Raw genomic sequence first — 16,496 nt, 5'->3', positions numbered from 1 at the left:
CCCGATGGTATCGGAGATTTGTTTAAGATTTTGACCGCAAACTACCGGTATTCAAGCTGGTCACCAAGAGAAATCCGTCTATTTTCCACCTGCACGTTTCAGCTGATTGGAATATCGTTTAAGGGTTGGGCACAGCGCGTGGGCCTTGGAAAGATGAACGCGCGCATTCTGCTTTTCACCTCGTTGCAGATATATCCTGCCGGCCTCGCCTTGGATCGCCGCTGTATTGTCATCCAGTTCCCCAGCCTGAATAATTTGGTTTTGCCCCTGTTCTTCAGCCCCGTTCCTTTCAAGGTACTGCCCCATCGCAAAGACCAGAAATGGGTTTCCCGGATCACAGGCCAACGCATCTGCCATGGCCAGCCTTCCGTTTACAAAATCTCCATCTTTCTCATACAGTTCGGCCAGTCGCTTTAAGTATAACGGGTTATCCGGAAGGCGCTTGGCCACTTTCCGCGCAATATCCAAAGACTGCGCCAAAGATGTATCTCCCAAATGCAAACGCAGCAAAGATTGCACCCCTTCAAAGCGCGGGTCTTCGCGGGAAATACGAACGTCCTCGGGCAACTGAGTTGAGCTTTCTAGCCCGTCAGCCAAAGTCTGCAAACGGGATCGGTTGGAGGTTAGACGGCGCGCCCTTTGATCTACGGACAGACTAGCCCAATCCAATAGGATCAGGTCGAAATTACAGGGCAAGCGCACCAGAACTTTTCTTTGGGCAACGTGGGAATTATAGTTGAACCAAGGCCTCCGAATAATCTTTTGCATTGCCCAATCTATCGGCGGCATAGCGCGATGGGCGATTTGATCGCGATACAAAAGCCGAGAGCCAAATATGATGACATCCGGCCGCATTGGTTTGGTCCAGAACGCCCGGCTAAGCACTTGCGCTGCCATCCAGCGCTTTTTCTGCCCCCCCAAGATTGCTGCCTTTAGTGCCGTAGCGACTGCAAAATCTTCCGGCCAGATATGTGGGTTCTTCAGGGCCTCTTCCGTCAATTCCAACGCTTCAGCCCATCGGGTCAGGTAAAAGTAATTCAATGCCTGAAGCAGCGGCACAAAGGCATTATCAGAACCCGCATCCATCAGCGGCTGAACGAGTTCCAATGCCTCTTCGGCCCTATCTCCAGCGCCCAAACCATGAAGGTAAAAGGACGCTTTGGAATAGATATGAGCGGCTTCTGAGAGATTTAGAAATTCTTCCGGACCAAGGCGCAACCGTTCAATCATCTGTTCGTTGGCCTGGTTGATGTCCTTTTCCGCTAAAACATCCCGAAAAACCTTCCTTTGTTGCCCGGAAATCCGCGCTGCTGCCATGGAAAACGCCGAGATAAACGGTGCAATCACCTGATCCGCGCGCGACATGGTATAGAGTTCCAGAAAGTCTCGTTGTGCGCGGGTCAGACTGGAAAGATCCGCGATATCTGACATTTGCATAAGGTGCGGAAACTGCACTTGGAATCGAGCCACAAGCTCGGGCTGATCTGAAAACATGATCGCGGCACACCCTGCGTTTTTTTCAAGATGTGCCGCATACAGTTCTTCCGGTTCGATCTTTGCCGGCCAGGTCGTATGCTTCCACGGCAGACCATTCAGGATGTCGCCACGGCGAATGTGATAGGCCGACACCCCCTTGCCACTTAGTTTGGCATCTGCCTTTTCCATAATGTTCCGGATTTCATCCGTGAACCCGATCTGATGGATGAACTCTCGGTACCGGGGGCGGATCTGCTCGACATCTTCCCATTGAAAGGCCAGAACCTCAAAGCCTTCCTCGACGACAACAGAGCGGCCGGAATTCAGATGGGATATCAGCCGATCCGGTGTCGCATCGCCCTGAAACGACCATATCGGCAGGGCGTTCTCGCCTAGAGCATCAAAGGATTCGGTGCTCAGGAAATGCTCATCCATCCACTCTTGTGAGAACAATTCTTGCGGCTGGTCCAGCTCTGGCGCATCCGCACCTTTGGGAAACCAGTTGACCCGATAGCTGGTGTCAAAATCCTCGGCCAACCGGATGCAGGTCAGCATCATCAGCAACCGGGCACCCATCCGGTCTTTGCGCTGGCCGATAAAGACCCCCTTTTCGGGCTTCATGAGGCTGCTTCGGCCAAGGCTGCGCGCCGCAGCCGTCGGAACCTCTGCCTTGCTTGCGCAACAAGCTGTGGGTGACGTTCGCCGCCAATCGCCTCGATCCCACGCATATACAAAGGCAGTCGCCGCCGCGCCCGCATCATCCGGTAATAGGCCTGGGGTTCCAGTGTGCCGTCCATCGCCTCGAGCATAACCGGCTTCAGTATATCCAATTTGCGCAGCATCGGGGCCGCGAAATGGTTTGAAAACCATGTCTTCAGCAGCACGACATTATCGCCTTTCAATCGCGTCACCTGCTGGCGATCAAGATCAAAAAAGGGATCATAGAAAACGTAGGCTTTCCCCACATTTTCTACGGTTTGCGCGGCATCGCTAAAGGGAAGATCCCAGTCTTGCACCTGCCCGAACCGATACCGGGTCTCCCACGGGACCAGCCGTTCATCCAGCGTTGTCTGCGGATTGAAAGCGATGACATTGGCGCCGGGAACAAGGGCCGAGAATGTCAGCGCTCCAAATCCGCCCATCGAAGCGCCCGCAAACACAACCTGATCAAACTGTGCAAAAAAACCCTGATCCGCTTGGGTCTGAAAATACGAGATGATCTCGGGATCGCGGTACCAAGCTTTGGTCCGCGCAAATATCCCCATATGGGACCAGCCTTCGTCACGGAAGAACTTCCAGCCCCAGGGTTCGCGGGAAAAAGACAGGTCGTTGGCATTGGCAATGTTGTCAAAGCTGACCACAAGCCGGGACGCAGACCTTTGGTGAAACAAAACCGAGTGTCTGTTCAGCTTTTGCAGAAACCCGGTCCCGTCCCCACCTGGATACAGCTCGACAAACCAAGGGGGCGCAGGGTCTGTCAGAATCCGTTCATACCCCGTCTTACGATCGGGGTGATCAGGCTTGAGCTGCTCTTTTGAAAGGTCTTCTGCCATGGTGATCAGACCAGATTTTCCGCAAGCCAGAGGCGGAAATCCACCCAGTCAGGCCGCAACTTGATCTCTGATATCTTGGCGCGATGCCAGTCACATGCCTGCGCGTGCAGGCGGCCGAGTTCTTCATCGGCTTTCAGTTCGGCCAGCAATGGGGCCGCGCGATGCGCCGCTGGCAGTATCGAGTGATCTGTTTCTTTGTTGGCATTCATGTCCTGCCAATAGGCTTGCCCTTGGTCTACGCGGATATGATTGGTCCGGCCCCGATCCCTTTTGACCAGAAACCCATCCAAAGACCGGACGGAATAGTGATGAATCCGCCCCAGCGAATGATCAAATTTCCTCCATGCGCGCCACCCGACCTTCTCGGACGGAAACAGCCTGCCACCTGCATCGGACCAAGCGATTTCGCTTTCTTTCCCTTCTTCGACCCCTTTCGGGCGATGCGGGCCGAACCGCGTAAATTTTCCGTTGTTACGAAACAGGGTTTTCAGACCATAGGCCCGGCCGGAATGATACGGGAATTCCTGATCCCCCATCGAAAAGGACTCGGTCACAGGTTTGTCTTCAAAGCTGATATTCCCCGAACTACCAAACAATTTCCACGCGAATGAGATCGCATCCACCGGCTTTCCGGCCCGCTGTTCGGTTTCTGCGATCAGCGCCGCAAAGCTGTTGTCACCGCAGCGGATGTTCCAGAATTCATCAACATCCAGACACATCAGCCAGTCGGCCTCTTTCACTTTGGGCTGACGCCGCGCGCGCCGTAGCATCTGATGCTGCGGGTTTCCCCCTTCTTTGACCTCGTTCGGGACATGTGTGGCAAGACCCAATTCCTGCAGCCTGCGGGCAATGGCATCCGTGCCGTCTTCACAGCTATTGGTGAAGATCACAAAGTGATCGACTCCCAGTGTTTTGTGGAATGCTACCCATTCCAGCATATAGGGGCCTTCGTTCTTCATCGTCGTGAATACGGTGAGCGCCTGAGACATGTATTTCCTGCCATAACTTCTTTGCCCAAGTCATACACAACCCGGCAAGCACGAGCGAGATGGGATTTGGGTGCAAAAGAAATACTGCGCGAAACTGGTGCAAAGCTACACCCACTGGATAGGGATCATACTATTTCGAATGAATATCCAAGCGGTTGAAGCGGCTAACCTTAATCACGCCAAAATGCGCCCACTCTTTCTTTGGTTGCAGCAGGACGCATTTGGCTGGTTCAAGGTTAGTCGGTTCTGAATCGTCGTGAATCAGGTCAGAATCTCAGCGACAGACATGACATTCCGCCATCCAGTTTGGCGCATTCCACATTGTCGATTTCGACCACATCATAGCCGTTCTGGCGCAACATCTCGGTGGTACGCGGGAAGCCGGCCGGAGCCAGGACAAATTGGTTGAACCGGATCGAGTTTGCAGCGGCTTCTTCGCCTTCTGCCACATGCAGAACCCGATATCCTTCGAAGCACCCGGATGCGTCCAGCCGTTTCGTGGACAGGATGGTTTCCCCATCCAGCAACGAACAATCCGTTTTGAAGTGCAACACGCCCGGTGGTGTAAAAACCTCGCGTACGGTGTGGCCCCAGTCGGAAACGATTTCGGTCAGCTCTGCGACACCGGCCGCATCGGTCCGATCTGACCGGCCAACCAGAATTTCGCGACCCGTTACCAGAATGTCCCCGCCTTCAATATGGCCGGGCCCAGCGATCTGCCGAACCTCGTCATAAACGCCGCGGATTGTCGGCTCCATCTCGGCCACCTCACCCATGCGGCTGGGTGCACCGGGGCGCATCATCACCGCACCCTGAGGAAGACACAGTGTGGTATCTTCGACAAAGACGGCATCCGGATACGTCTCAAGGGGAGCCAGTTCGATAACCTCTGCTCCGGTTTTCTTGAGGGTTTCGACATAGTGCGCATGAGATGCAAGCATTCGGTCTAGGTCCGGCGTACCGATATCTTCTGCACGCAGACCATCGGTGATGGACGCTGCTGGGCGACGGGTGATCGCGCGCGAGAATTCATAGGTCGGGTCAGTCATTTTCGGTCTCACTTTTCATCAAGAGTGTGATTGGTTGGGCGCGCGGATTTCAACAAGCCGCGGGCCATCTTGGGATTGTGCAGACAACAAAGCTTGGGCCACGTCCAACGGGTCAGGGCCAGTGCGCCAGAACGGCATGCCGCAAGATCGGGCGACGTTTTCAAAATCCGGCGGGGTCGGATCACATCCCAGCACGGTCACGCCGACCGCCTGCATTGATGTGGCGATTTCCTGATAGCCGTGGTTGTTCCAGATCACGAAGGTAATCGGCAGTTTTTCATCAACGGCGCACATCAGCTCAGGAAGGCTGAACTGCGCCCCGCCGTCGCCTGCGATACAAATGACCGGAGCGTCAGGGTCCGCCAATGCAGCGCCGATCGCGGCGGGTATGCCATATCCAAGCGCTCCGAACCCGGTCGCGGCGTTGAACCACCCGCCGGGCCGATCATGATCGTAGTACAGGTTTCCTGCATAGATCGGATAAGCAGAATCGCCCACCATGATCGCGTTAGGGACTGCATCGCGCATGGCGTTCAGCACAGCCAGTAACGCCTGCATTTCTGGCCCGATTTCTTCGACCGCGTTCTGCCGCGAAGTAGCCGCGCGCGCGGCACCGTTTGCCGACTTGGGCGATGCGGCAAACCGATCCACAAGCTCGGCCGCTGCCATCGCCGCATCACCAACAATGGCAATGTCCGCCGCGTGGCGCTTCAGCTGATCGGGGCATAGGTCCACACGGATCAGGTATGGCATTTCAGCCATCGTGCCGGTGGCGTACATATCGTAGTCCGTCTGGCCCAGCTCAGTCCCCAAAGCCAGAACCACGTCGGCCTGCTCGATCAAAGCACGCACTGAATTCAGGCTCGGGCTTGCTGGTACACTCAACGGGTGATCGTACATCAACCCGCGCGCATTCACGGTTTGAACAACCGGCGCATCCAGCGCTTCGGCCAGCTGCCGGATCGACCTGCCGGCGCTGCGCCCACCTCCGCCGACCAGAATGACCGGCGCTTTTGCCGACCCCAGTAGCTTGGCAGCACGGTCAAGAAGCGCCGGATCAAGAGACTTATCGACGGGACCTTTCGCAGCATCGGTCGGACCAGCAAACTCGTCCCCCGCAACGTCTAGCGGGATTTCGATATGTGTTGGCCCTGAGCGACCGGATTGAAACAGGGCGAAGGCGCGGTCCAACGCGGCTGCTAGTTCAACTGACTTTTCAACTCGGTCCGATGACAGAGCGACTGTTCGCGCCATCGCTCGTTGATCCGGTAACTCATGCAAGTGACCAAGCCCTTTGCCAAGACTGGACAACGTGTTGACCCCCGACACCACCAGCATCGGAACGCTGTCTGCCCGAGCCTGCCCCATCGCCGTGAGTGTATTGGTCAGACCGGGGCCGGTAATCACAAAGGCCACGCCGGGCTTGCCGGATACCCTGGCATAACCATCAGCCATGAACCCTGCCCCCTGCTCGTGTCGTGGGGTGACATGGCGAATGCCCGATGCGGCCAGCCCGCGGTACAGTTCGACCGTATGCACGCCGGGGATGCCAAACACGGTATCCACATCGCGCCTGACCAGTTGATCAACCAGCGCCTCACCAATGCTTGTCATGCGTTTTCCAGTTGCAGTTGGGTCGCGTGGGCAACGATCCGGTCACAGGCTTCGGTAAAGATCGCGTCGTCCACTGTCAGCGCGATACGGACCCAGTCATCAACCGTGCCACCGAAAGACGGCCCCGGCATCACCGCGACTTTGCCATGTTCGAGCAGATGAAAGGCGTACTCGTTTCCATTCATCCCTGTGGCCGAGACATCAATCATCGCAAACATACCTGCCTGTGGAAGATGCACGCGCAGATGTGTCTCGTTCGGCAGCCTGTCGTTCAGCATCCGGGCGCGGCGGGCGTACCGTTGCGCCATGCCTTCAGCCACGGTTGAACCGTTGCGAATAGCCGTCTCGGTCATGTCGGCGATGAAGGGCTGATTTCCAAACAGCATGGTTTCCGACAGCGCCAAAAGGCGCGCGGTAAATTCCTCGGGACCAATGCACCAACCGCTGCGGAATCCGGGGGCGGCATGGGATTTTGATATCGACGAGACGACGATTACCCGATCCGCCAACTCGGACAGCGACAGGGGTGAGGAAAACACAGATCCGTCAAAGATCAGTTCTTCATAAACCTCATCAGAAATGATCCATAGATCATGCTCGATGGCCAGCTTGCCGATTGCGTCGATGTCTTCGCCTGTCAGGATCGACCCGGTAGGATTATGCGGTGTGGTCAACAAAAGCGCAGTGGTCTTCGCGGTAATCCTGTCCGCGATATCATCCGCAGAAATACGAAAACCGTTTTCCGGCCGCAATGGTACCGGCACAATATCCGCACCGCTTGCGCGTACCACACCTTGATAGGTTGCATACATCGGATCGCCCACCAGCACCTCACAACCCGCCTCGGCCACGCCCATCAGGACGGTAAAAAGCGAGGTCTGGGTGCCTGGAAAACACAGCACTTGATTATCCGTGATCGTGCGCCCGGATCTGGCCGAATAACGATCGGCCAGTGCAGAGCGCAGTCCAGCCTCACCACGCCCATTGGAGTAGGTGGTTCGCCCGGCGCGCAAAGCGTCCACAGCGCTTTCCACCAGTTCGGTGGGCGTTGGCACATCCGGCTCGCCAATGGTCAATTCGATGATATCCTGCCCCTGCTCGACAAGTTCTTTGGCCTTGAGATAAACTTCCCATTTGGCGCCACCCAGGCCGGCAAGGCGTTCGGTAATCGCTGTTTTCTTCATGTCTGCCTCTGCTCAAGATCCGTCAATTCAACACCGATAATTGCCCCAACCGAAGCCAGCCCAATCTTGGGCAGCTCATCCGGCTCAAAGGCGTATGGCAGGGCGCCGCCTTCCATCCACAAGCCGTCGACCACGGCGTTGCATGCGATAGCCAACCTGCGCAGTTCCGCCGGGCTGGCTGGTATGCCTACCTCGTTCAGCGCATCTGCAATGAGTGATTCCAAGCGGTCACGAAAATCCCGATATGTCTGTTCGTGGATCGCTTGCATTTTGTCGTCCGCCAGAACTTTGTTCAAAAAGCCCGCCCATAGGGACACTGACCCCGGATCGACCACTGGATGGGTCAGCCCGGTCGTTACAAACGTCGCCAGCCGCAATCTGGCTGTGCTATAATCTCCGTCTGCAGGGGCCGACGTCATATCCGTCAGTCGCCGCATATGAAAGTCATAAGCTGCTGTAATTAAATCTTCTTTCGAAGAAAAATAGTGCCGGATCAGACCCTGAGTTACACTGGCCCGCTCGGCAATCGCCCGAACGGTCGCACCTTGCAAACCTTGCTCGGCGATCAAAGACAGCGTGGCCTGGATCAACGCCTCTTTGCGCTGCTCCGCGGGTTCTCGCTTGAATTTTGTTGCGTGATCCGACATCTATCTTTCCAGAAATTATAATTATACAGTTGCATAATTGTAGGGATTTGCTAAAGCTGCAAGTAAAAAAACGGTTGAGAGGGATGAAACTGCAAAATGAACGCTGACCCAGAAACCACGCCGGATGAAGCCATTCGGGTCACTGACTTGCACAAGTCTTTTGGCTCGCTCGAAGTTCTCAAAGGCGTTTCACTTACTGCCCATCAGGGTGATGTCGTCGCCATCATCGGAGGCAGTGGTTCGGGGAAATCCACGTTCCTTCGCTGTATCAATTTCCTTGAAACGCCCAGTTCCGGAGAAATCGTCGTAAACGGCGAGCCGATTGAGATGCGCTCGGATGGCACGCCTAAGGACCGGCGTCAGCTGGAACGCATCCGCACCCGACTGGCAATGGTGTTTCAGGCCTTCAACCTTTGGACCCACCGCACGTTGCTGGAAAATGTCATCGAGGTGCCCGTTCACGTGCTGAAAGTACCGCGGGACGAGGCGATCAAGCGCGCGCACCAGCTGCTGGAGCGCGTTGGGCTTGGCGACAAGGCGGACACCTTCCCTTCCTTTCTGTCAGGCGGTCAGCAACAGCGCGCTGCGATTGCGCGTGCTCTTGCCGTTGATCCCAGCGTAATGTTGTTTGACGAGCCAACCAGCGCGTTAGATCCAGAACTTGTTGGTGAAGTACTGACCGTAATTCGCGATCTGGCGGCCGAGGGCCGAACCATGTTGCTGGTCACGCATGAGATGAAGTTTGCGCGCGAGGTTGCGACCCATGTTGTGTATCTTTTCGAAGGAAAGATCGAGGAACAGGGGCCACCCGACGAACTTTTCGACAATCCGAAATCCGCAAGGCTGCAACAATTCCTAAAATCAGTCGGCTGAACAAACAAAATATCAAACAGGGAGAATATCAATGAAAAACAAAAAGCTAATCGTGGCCGCTTTGGCTGCTGCTGTGCTTTCGGCTGGAACGGCTGGCGCAGATGAAGTCAAGATCGGGATCGCAGCCGAGCCTTATCCGCCTTTCGCATCGCTGGATGCCTCTGGCGAATGGGTCGGTTGGGAGATCGAGGTTATTGATGCGGTCTGTGCCGCCGCCGAGCTTGAGTGTGTGATCACTCCGGTTGCGTGGGACGGGATCATCCCATCACTGACCGGTCAGCAGATTGATGCCCTGATGGCGTCGATGTCGATCACCGAAGAGCGCATGAAAACGATCGATTTCAGCGACCCTTACTACAACACTCCGGCCGTTATCGTCGCCGACAAGTCGATGGACATTGAACCGACACCAGAATCTCTGGCCGGTAAGATCATCGGCATTCAGGCCTCTACGATCCACCAGGCCTATGCCAACGAGCATTTCAAGGATGCGGCAGAAATCCGGGTGTATCAGACTCAGGACGAAGCCAACCAGGATCTGTTCGCCGGCCGTATCGACGCGACCCAGGCCGACAGCATCGCCATGGCAGATTTTGTCTCTTCTGACACTGGTGCCTGCTGTGAAATCAAAGGCGCGGTCGAAAATGACGTCTCGATCCTGGGTCGCGGCGTCGGCGCGGGTGTCCGCAAGGGCGATGACGCGCTGCGTGAAAGGCTGAATGCGGGTATCGCGGCAATTCTTGCCGACGGCACGCATGACGAAATCACCTCGCGCTATTTCACAGCCAGCATCTACAGCGAGTAAGATCCGTCGTGGAAGCTATCCTCGAAAGCCTGGGTTTGGCCCAAAGCTTGGAGTTGCTTGCCCTTAGTCCTCCGGGATGGGGCGGCAACCTTCTGCGTGGCCTCGCTAACTCGTTGCAGATCGCTTTTGGAGCGTTCGGGTTCGGGTTGATCATCGGGCTTTTCGGGGCCTATGGAAAACTATATGGCGGGCCGGTCACGCGTGACCTGCTCGGCATATACACTACTGTAATGCGCGCCGTGCCTGAACTGGTGCTGATCCTAATCCTGTATTACGTCGGGACCGACCTGATCAATCAGGCCGCGCAGGCAATGGGATATGGCCGGGTCGAAATCAGCGGCGTTGTCGCCGGTATATGGGTTTTGGGCATTGTTCAGGGCGCCTATGCGACCGAGGTCCTCAGGGGGGCGATTCAAGCGGTTCCTACTGGTCAGATCGAAGCCGCCCGTGCCTATGGCATGCCCTCTCTTTTGCTGATGCGACGGGTGACGATACCGGCGATGATGTCTTTTGCCACGCCTGGATTGGCCAATCTGTGGCTCATTGCAACCAAAGATACGGCCCTGCTGGCCATTGTCGGCTTTAGCGAATTGACGCTGGAGACCCGTCAGGCTGCGGCCAGCACCCGCGCCTATTTCACCTTCTTCCTTGCTGCAGGTGCCTTGTACTTGATCGTCACGCTTTGTTCCGGTGTCGTGTTCGCGCGTATCGAGAAATGGGCCCGTCGTGGGCAGCCTTCGCTGAAGGGAGGAAGCCGATAATGGACTGGCGAGCACTCATGCAGCCGCATCGGATCGTGCTGATGGCACTTTTTGCTGCTTTCGTTATCTGGTGCGCCGTCTCACTGCGCTGGGATTGGATTCCAACCTATGCCCCGCTGGCGCTTGAAGGTCTGTGGAGGACCATTTGGCTGTTGGCCGTCACCTGTGTGCTTGGGTTCTTGCTCGCCGTTCCACTGGGTCTCGCTCAGGCGATTGGTCCCTGGTACCTTTCGGCACCGGCAAAAGTGTTCTGCACCGTCATTCGCGGCACCCCAATTCTTCTGCAAATCTGGCTGTTGTACTATGGGCTTGGATCACTTTTCCCTCAGATTCCATGGATACGCGGCAGCGAGCTGTGGCCCTATCTGCGACAGGCTTGGCCCTATGCGGTTCTGGCCCTGACCCTGTCTTACGCGGGCTACGAGGGCGAAATCATGCGCGGTGCCTTTGCCAGCGTTAAGAAGGGTCAACTCGAAGCGGCGCAATCCTTTGGCATGCCTCGGTTTACCATGTTCCGCAGGATCTGGCTGCCTCAGGCCATTCGCAGCGTGCTGCCGACACTAGGCGGTGAGACGATCCTACAGCTGAAAGCAACCCCGCTGGTGGCGACGATAACAGTGGTTGAGATCTACGCTGTGTCGTCCAGAATTCGGGCGGACACCTTTGTTGTCTATGAGCCATTGTTGCTGTTGGCGCTGATCTATCTGATCATTGCAGGCATCATCACGCTGATATTCCGGCGAATTGAGCTGCAGGTCCCTGCTCGGTAACGCAACGCCGGACACCTAAGAATCCTGACACATGGTCAGAATCTCGGCTGCCAGCCCCGATACTGCCTAACATCAGGTGGCTGGCGACCGGTTTTACAGGTCGGCTGAACGCACCGAGGGCGTCGCGAATACAAGCTATAAGAAGATTGAAAGCCAATCACTTGGTGCGGTCGAGAAGACTCGAACTTCCACGGGTGTTACCCCACAGCGACCTCAACGCTGCGCGTCTACCAATTCCGCCACGACCGCACTGTTAGTGACTTGATAGTGGGGCGTATAGACTTTGATGATCAAGATGTGAAGAGGCAAAAATCACGTTGGTTTGAATTCCCATTCGGCGCTCTTATCTTTAACAGGTTGTCGTCCAAATGACCCCGTCAGGAGCCCCGCCATGACCTCGCCCGACCCTCGCCCCATCGTTCAGATCGACATAGTCTCGGATGTGGTTTGCCCCTGGTGCATTGTTGGATTCCGGCAGTTGGATCTGGCGCTCAAACAGCAAAATATTCTGGCAAAGCTGCGCTGGCATCCGTTCGAATTGAACCCAAACATGGCGCCCGAGGGTCAGAACCTGCGTGAGCACATTGCCGAGAAATACGGCTCCTCGACGGAACAAAGCCAAGCGATGCGAGATCGATTGACACAAATCGGGGCTGACTTGGGCTTTACCTTCGCCTTTGATGAAAAAAGTCGCATCGTAAACACATTTGCTGCACATCAGCTTCTTGACTGGGCCGAGGCTCAGGGTCGCCAGCATCCACTGAAACTGGCCTTGTTCGAGGCTTATTTCACCAAGCAAAAGGACGTTTCGAATATTGAAGTTCTGCTCGAGGCCGCGGAATCTGCCGGTCTGGATCGGAATGCTGCGCGCAGGGTGCTTGAATCAGGTGCTCATGCCGCGCCGGTTCGAGAGAAGCAGCAATACTGGACCGGTCGTGGTATTTCCGGCGTTCCCGCAATGGTGTTTGGCGGAAAGTATCTGCTGACTGGGGCGCAGGGGGCGGACAGCTATACACAGGTCCTGCAGCGCTGTTTGACCGAAGCAGCCTAGGTCTTTCCATCCATGCATCCAGCCGCTAAGGAGCCGACATGGAATGGAAGATTACTGACGGATTGACCGACTACGATGAGGCCATCGCCTTTATGGAGGCGCGCGTGGCGGATATCGCGGCGGGTGAGGCGGATGAGTGTATCTGGCTACTTGAGCACCCTGCCCTGTACACAGCGGGCACTTCAGCCAAGGTCGAAGACCTGAAAGACCCGGACAGATTTCCAGTCTATACGTCAAAACGCGGTGGTGAATACACCTATCATGGTCCGGGGCAGCGCGTTGCTTATGTCATGCTGGACCTGAACAAACGCGGCAGGGATGTGCGCAAGTTTGTAAAGCAGCTTGAGAATTGGGTGATCGCAGCTTTGGCCGAGTTCAACGTGACCGGGCAAATCCGCGACGGCCGTGTTGGTGTCTGGGTGCAACGGGATGACAAGCCGCTGACGCCAGCAGGCGAAAAAGCCGAGGACAAAGTCGCGGCGATCGGCCTGCGATTGCGTAAATGGGTCAGCTTTCACGGCATCTCGATCAATGTCGAACCGGATTTGAGCCATTTCTCTGGGATCGTACCCTGCGGCATCTCGAACCATGGCGTGACTTCTCTGGTCGATCTGGGTCTTCCGGTCGCGATGGATGATGTGGACAACGCGCTTAGAAAAACCTTCGCTGAGGTTTTTGGACCCGCGGGGGCGGATTAACTCGGATCACGAATCGAAAAACAGCCCGGCACCGACTACAATCCAGCCGTCAGATCCGCTCTGCTTCATAATTTGGAAACAATTCCCGATTGGTCCGTCTGGTTTCCGACGGAATCTAGTTAAATTTCACAAATATGAATACTTGGGTCCCATTAACGCCTAGTATGAATTTACCGTTCTAGAGTGAGTGGTGTGTTAAGCCGGTGATCGCAGGTATACCCTGGGAAAACAGGTATGTGTTTTGGTTACGAGTCTGCCGTTCCGACCCCAAATCGGAACGGCAATTTCTTTTTTAGTGCTCGTGTTTGTCATGTCCAAACCGGGCCGGATGGCCACAAACCTCTTCCCCACTTTCAATTTCAAGCGTTGCATGGCCAATCCCGAACTGATCCTGCAGCGCATTCTTGATGGTTGTGGAAAGCCACCTGGCATCTTCGTCTGCGTGGCTGGTCGCAACTACATGTGCAGTCAGGGCAGGTTCATGCTCCTGCATACTCCACAGATGAACGTGATGGACCGAAACAACGCCCTCGGTGGCCTCGATCATCGAAGCGACCTCTTCTGGGTCAAGGTCGGATGGTGCACCCAACATCAAGACGTGAATGGTTTCGCCAATTTCAGACTTCACATGCCAAAGGATGTAGACCGAGATCATGATGGTCACGGCCGGGTCCACCCATGTCCAGTTGAACAGGATAACTAGGGTTCCGGCGACGATCACAGCCAAGGAGCCCAAGGCATCTGCCACGTTATGCAGAAAGGCCGCCCGGATATTCATGCTGTCCTTTGCCATCGAATAGGTCAGGACAGCTGTGATCAGATCGACGATCAGGGCCAGCGCTGCGATCCAGACGACGATCCAGCCATTCACCGGTTCGGGCTCTATAAACCGCATGACACCTTCGTACATCAGGTAAACGGCCAGAACGACAAGAGTGGTGTAGTTAACAAGAGCGGCCACAACCTCTGCCCGGCCATAACCAAAGCTCATCCTTGGATCTGCCGGGCGTCGCGCAATCTTACGAGCGAAAAACGCGATGATCAGCGCGATGGCATCTGAAAAATTGTGCAAGGCATCTGCGATCAAGGCCAGTGAGCCAGACAAAATGCCCCCCACTATTTGTGCAAGCGTCAATACCATATTGACGCCGATCGCTCCGACCACCCTCCGGTCACCGGCATTCGGATCAATGTGAGAGTGGGTGTGGTTATGTGACATGGCAGATCAGATCCTTGTTTTGAACTGCCATCTTATGTAATTCCTCTAGTCACTAGAGGTTCAAGAGGCAAAAAGCACAAAATGTACTCAATCGGAGATTTGTCGCGGCAAACCGGGGTCAAGGTGCCCACGATCCGTTTCTATGAGGAAAAAGGCTTGTTGGCCAAACCGTATCGGACGGCGGGCAATCAGCGCAGATATGACGAGACTGCTCTGAAACGCCTCCAATTTATCCGGCACTCGCGTGATCTGGGCCTGCCTTTGCCGGATGTCGAGGCGTTGCTTTCTTTGGAAGGGGCGCAGGGGGCGGATCTGGACCATGTTCATGAAATCGCGGATCGTCAGCTGACTGAACTGCGCAACCGGATAACATTGCTGCGCAGCCTTGAGGCCGAACTGGAACGCATCACAGCCGCCTGTGACGGCACCCACGACCATGTATGTGAAGTGCTGAACGCGTTTGGCGACCATAGCAAATGCCTTGGATCGCACTGATCCTGTAGCGGGTGATCAGGCCAGCGCGTCTTTGATTTTACCGGCGTTTTTAGCGATCAGGTCAAAATCACCCATATTGCCCGGTGGTCGCATCGAAACGCCTTCGTGCCGCGGCAGAACGTGAAAATGCAGATGAAACACTTCTTGCCCACCTGCAGCCTCGTTGAACTGCTGGATGGTGACGCCATCCGCATCAAAGGCCGCTTTCACCGCCTGCGCCATCTTCTGAACCGTTGAGATCACAGAAGCAAGCTGTTCTGGGCTGGCATCCAGCACGGTGCGACAAGGCGTTTTCGGGATCACCAGCAGATGCCCGTCCGTGCGCGGCATGATGTCCATGAAGGCCAGTGTGTCGTCGTCTTCATAGACCCGGTTTGCAGGGATTTCACCACGCAGGATCTTGGCGAAAATGTTATCGGGATCATAGGCAGACATACTCGGCCTCCGTTTGGACGTTTTTCATGAGGTGTTTGTGCGGTGCCGCATCTTGGCGGTCAAGACGCAATGCACATGCGATCAAAGCGACAAGGGTGTTTCCAGAAAATCGCGGTATACCCTGTCCCGATGCAACAGCAAACCTGCCGAAAGCGTATCCCGTACAGGATCGGATATATGCTCGAAAACCCTTCGGGTACTCGGCCGCATAGCACACAACTCTTCCGGCAACGGTGCGAACAAAGCCATGAAGGCAGCACAATAAATATCTGCTGCAGTGAGCGTGTTGCCAAACAGAAAATCACCACTTTCTGCGAGCTTGCTGCTGACGCGTTTCAATATCCCATCAGCGCGACCGGCAGCCATTTCACCTGCTTCTGTATCATAGCCGTATTTCTTGCCAAGACAGTCGGCAATCTTGGGATGGAACCCACCTTCTTGGCCTCGCATACCAGCATGGATTTGCTGAAGCCGCCTTTGCCAGCCCAATCCATTCGGGGCCGCCAGTAAGTCAATGAAGGCGAGAATGTCGGGCGCCATCGATGCTGGCAACAAATCTGGTTCAGGCGCGATTCGTTGTGCCAAGGCGACAATATCGGCCGTTTCGGAAAGCGGTGCCTTATCTTTCCAGAACACAACCGGTGCGCTGTCCGTTTGCGCCCAGATGGTCTGCGCCCGGTCCTGATGGTCCAGATAAACTGGCAGCCAAGACAGACGCTTTACGTGAAAAATACCCTTTGCGGCTTCGCTCCAAGGGCTTGGCACACCTCCGACAACGATCATGCGTAGCCCGGTGGCCGCCTGAGCCTTTTCGGTCGTCACGTAGTTCAGAACCATCCGGTCTCCTCCATTTGCCGAAAGTTGTGCTCTTTTTCGA

Annotated in this window: 17 protein-coding genes and 1 tRNA gene; 7 read left to right on the top strand and 11 right to left on the bottom strand. The window is 55.5% G+C overall.

Annotation, left to right across the window (positions count from 1 at the left end; genetic code table 11):
- Nucleotides 1-78: 78 nt before the first annotated feature.
- The 7 genes from AC2FFF_RS00650 to AC2FFF_RS00620 all read right to left on the bottom strand — a co-directional run bounded on the left by AC2FFF_RS00650 (nucleotide 79) and on the right by AC2FFF_RS00620 (nucleotide 8,512).
- On the bottom strand, nucleotides 79-2,097 hold the full coding sequence (locus tag AC2FFF_RS00650) for a hypothetical protein (RefSeq protein ID WP_281972274.1): 2,019 nt from the start codon (nucleotides 2,095-2,097) through the stop codon (nucleotides 79-81).
- Complete coding sequence (locus AC2FFF_RS00645) at nucleotides 2,094-3,029, bottom strand: hypothetical protein (protein WP_271946477.1); 936 nt, start codon at nucleotides 3,027-3,029, stop codon at nucleotides 2,094-2,096. The genes AC2FFF_RS00650 and AC2FFF_RS00645 overlap by 4 nt, the downstream gene beginning before the upstream one ends.
- Before the next feature lie 5 nt (nucleotides 3,030-3,034).
- Nucleotides 3,035-4,018, bottom strand: coding sequence for a glycosyltransferase family 2 protein (locus AC2FFF_RS00640; RefSeq protein ID WP_142634447.1), 984 nt, complete (start codon nucleotides 4,016-4,018; stop codon nucleotides 3,035-3,037).
- A gap of 266 nt (nucleotides 4,019-4,284) precedes the next feature.
- Nucleotides 4,285-5,067 (bottom strand): dimethylarginine dimethylaminohydrolase family protein, encoded by a 783-nt coding sequence (locus AC2FFF_RS00635; RefSeq protein WP_281972275.1) that lies wholly within the window; start codon nucleotides 5,065-5,067, stop codon nucleotides 4,285-4,287.
- Nucleotides 5,068-5,085: 18 nt separating this feature from the next.
- Nucleotides 5,086-6,681: a 5-guanidino-2-oxopentanoate decarboxylase gene (locus AC2FFF_RS00630; protein WP_281972276.1), complete on the bottom strand. Its 1,596-nt coding sequence runs from the start codon at nucleotides 6,679-6,681 to the stop codon at nucleotides 5,086-5,088.
- Nucleotides 6,678-7,865: a pyridoxal phosphate-dependent aminotransferase gene (locus AC2FFF_RS00625; protein WP_281972277.1), complete on the bottom strand. Its 1,188-nt coding sequence runs from the start codon at nucleotides 7,863-7,865 to the stop codon at nucleotides 6,678-6,680. Before AC2FFF_RS00625 ends, AC2FFF_RS00630 begins: the two co-directional genes overlap by 4 nt.
- Nucleotides 7,862-8,512 carry a TetR/AcrR family transcriptional regulator gene (locus AC2FFF_RS00620; protein ID WP_142634456.1) on the bottom strand — a complete coding sequence of 217 codons (651 nt, stop codon included), beginning with the start codon at nucleotides 8,510-8,512 and terminating at the stop codon, nucleotides 7,862-7,864. The genes AC2FFF_RS00625 and AC2FFF_RS00620 overlap by 4 nt, the downstream gene beginning before the upstream one ends.
- 96 nt (nucleotides 8,513-8,608) lie before the next feature.
- On the opposite strand from AC2FFF_RS00620, the gene AC2FFF_RS00615 reads away from it, so the two are divergent.
- From AC2FFF_RS00615 to AC2FFF_RS00600, 4 genes are read left to right on the top strand one after another with little or no spacing between them, the layout of a single operon-like run.
- Nucleotides 8,609-9,385, top strand: a complete 777-nt coding sequence (locus tag AC2FFF_RS00615) for an ABC transporter ATP-binding protein (protein ID WP_281972278.1) — start codon at nucleotides 8,609-8,611, stop codon at nucleotides 9,383-9,385.
- 31 nt (nucleotides 9,386-9,416) lie between these two features.
- Complete coding sequence (locus AC2FFF_RS00610) at nucleotides 9,417-10,190, top strand: transporter substrate-binding domain-containing protein (protein ID WP_281972279.1); 774 nt, start codon at nucleotides 9,417-9,419, stop codon at nucleotides 10,188-10,190.
- 8 nt (nucleotides 10,191-10,198) lie between these two features.
- On the top strand, nucleotides 10,199-10,951 hold the full coding sequence (locus AC2FFF_RS00605; RefSeq protein WP_281972280.1) for an ABC transporter permease: 753 nt from the start codon (nucleotides 10,199-10,201) through the stop codon (nucleotides 10,949-10,951).
- Nucleotides 10,951-11,721 (top strand): ABC transporter permease, encoded by a 771-nt coding sequence (locus tag AC2FFF_RS00600; RefSeq protein WP_425595839.1) that lies wholly within the window; start codon nucleotides 10,951-10,953, stop codon nucleotides 11,719-11,721. The genes AC2FFF_RS00605 and AC2FFF_RS00600 overlap by 1 nt, the downstream gene beginning before the upstream one ends.
- A gap of 162 nt (nucleotides 11,722-11,883) precedes the next feature.
- Here AC2FFF_RS00600 and AC2FFF_RS00595 read toward each other — a convergent pair.
- A tRNA-Leu gene (locus AC2FFF_RS00595) sits at nucleotides 11,884-11,970 on the bottom strand.
- A 142-nt stretch (nucleotides 11,971-12,112) separates the two neighbouring features.
- On the opposite strand from AC2FFF_RS00595, the gene AC2FFF_RS00590 reads away from it, so the two are divergent.
- Together AC2FFF_RS00590 and lipB are read left to right on the top strand one after the other, a co-directional pair.
- Entirely contained in the window at nucleotides 12,113-12,772 is a 660-nt protein-coding gene (locus AC2FFF_RS00590) for a DsbA family oxidoreductase (protein ID WP_271946450.1), read from the top strand.
- A gap of 38 nt (nucleotides 12,773-12,810) precedes the next feature.
- Nucleotides 12,811-13,470, top strand: a complete 660-nt coding sequence (gene lipB, locus AC2FFF_RS00585; RefSeq protein ID WP_271946447.1) for a lipoyl(octanoyl) transferase LipB — start codon at nucleotides 12,811-12,813, stop codon at nucleotides 13,468-13,470.
- 292 nt (nucleotides 13,471-13,762) lie between these two features.
- Here lipB and AC2FFF_RS00580 read toward each other — a convergent pair whose 3' ends face one another.
- Nucleotides 13,763-14,689 (bottom strand): cation diffusion facilitator family transporter, encoded by a 927-nt coding sequence (locus tag AC2FFF_RS00580; protein ID WP_271946444.1) that lies wholly within the window; start codon nucleotides 14,687-14,689, stop codon nucleotides 13,763-13,765.
- 81 nt (nucleotides 14,690-14,770) lie between these two features.
- On the opposite strand from AC2FFF_RS00580, the gene AC2FFF_RS00575 reads away from it, so the two are divergent.
- Nucleotides 14,771-15,184, top strand: a complete 414-nt coding sequence (locus tag AC2FFF_RS00575) for a MerR family transcriptional regulator (protein WP_281972282.1) — start codon at nucleotides 14,771-14,773, stop codon at nucleotides 15,182-15,184.
- Nucleotides 15,185-15,199: 15 nt separating this feature from the next.
- Here AC2FFF_RS00575 and AC2FFF_RS00570 read toward each other — a convergent pair whose 3' ends face one another.
- Both AC2FFF_RS00570 and AC2FFF_RS00565 read right to left on the bottom strand, forming a co-directional pair.
- A complete protein-coding gene (locus AC2FFF_RS00570; RefSeq protein ID WP_281972283.1) occupies nucleotides 15,200-15,619 on the bottom strand; it encodes an HIT family protein in 420 nt (139 codons plus the stop codon).
- An 81-nt stretch (nucleotides 15,620-15,700) separates the two neighbouring features.
- Nucleotides 15,701-16,456, bottom strand: coding sequence for a glutathione S-transferase family protein (locus tag AC2FFF_RS00565; protein WP_281972284.1), 756 nt, complete (start codon nucleotides 16,454-16,456; stop codon nucleotides 15,701-15,703).
- Nucleotides 16,457-16,496 lie beyond the last annotated feature (40 nt).

Source organism: Ruegeria sp. YTSA226, assembly GCF_059609905.1.
Note: the sequence above shows the minus strand (reverse complement) of the source record. Positions and strands in the feature narration are given on the sequence as shown.

Bases quoted from the DNA above. Each gene is read 5' to 3' on its own strand.
- AC2FFF_RS00615 (WP_281972278.1), top strand. From the start codon at position 8,609: ATGAACGCTGACCCAGAAACCACGCCGGATGAAGCCATTCGGGTCACT.
- AC2FFF_RS00600 (WP_425595839.1), top strand. From the start codon at position 10,951: ATGGACTGGCGAGCACTCATGCAGCCGCATCGGATCGTGCTGATGGCA.
- AC2FFF_RS00580 (WP_271946444.1), bottom strand. From the start codon at position 14,689: ATGTCACATAACCACACCCACTCTCACATTGATCCGAATGCCGGTGAC.
- AC2FFF_RS00645 (WP_271946477.1), bottom strand. From the start codon at position 3,029: ATGGCAGAAGACCTTTCAAAAGAGCAGCTCAAGCCTGATCACCCCGAT.
- AC2FFF_RS00630 (WP_281972276.1), bottom strand. From the start codon at position 6,681: ATGACAAGCATTGGTGAGGCGCTGGTTGATCAACTGGTCAGGCGCGAT.
- AC2FFF_RS00635 (WP_281972275.1), bottom strand. From the start codon at position 5,067: ATGACTGACCCGACCTATGAATTCTCGCGCGCGATCACCCGTCGCCCA.
- AC2FFF_RS00610 (WP_281972279.1), top strand. From the start codon at position 9,417: ATGAAAAACAAAAAGCTAATCGTGGCCGCTTTGGCTGCTGCTGTGCTT.
- AC2FFF_RS00620 (WP_142634456.1), bottom strand. From the start codon at position 8,512: ATGTCGGATCACGCAACAAAATTCAAGCGAGAACCCGCGGAGCAGCGC.
- AC2FFF_RS00590 (WP_271946450.1), top strand. From the start codon at position 12,113: ATGACCTCGCCCGACCCTCGCCCCATCGTTCAGATCGACATAGTCTCG.
- AC2FFF_RS00565 (WP_281972284.1), bottom strand. From the start codon at position 16,456: ATGGTTCTGAACTACGTGACGACCGAAAAGGCTCAGGCGGCCACCGGG.
- AC2FFF_RS00625 (WP_281972277.1), bottom strand. From the start codon at position 7,865: ATGAAGAAAACAGCGATTACCGAACGCCTTGCCGGCCTGGGTGGCGCC.
- lipB (WP_271946447.1), top strand. From the start codon at position 12,811: ATGGAATGGAAGATTACTGACGGATTGACCGACTACGATGAGGCCATC.
- AC2FFF_RS00640 (WP_142634447.1), bottom strand. From the start codon at position 4,018: ATGTCTCAGGCGCTCACCGTATTCACGACGATGAAGAACGAAGGCCCC.
- AC2FFF_RS00570 (WP_281972283.1), bottom strand. From the start codon at position 15,619: ATGTCTGCCTATGATCCCGATAACATTTTCGCCAAGATCCTGCGTGGT.
- AC2FFF_RS00650 (WP_281972274.1), bottom strand. From the start codon at position 2,097: ATGAAGCCCGAAAAGGGGGTCTTTATCGGCCAGCGCAAAGACCGGATG.
- AC2FFF_RS00575 (WP_281972282.1), top strand. From the start codon at position 14,771: ATGTACTCAATCGGAGATTTGTCGCGGCAAACCGGGGTCAAGGTGCCC.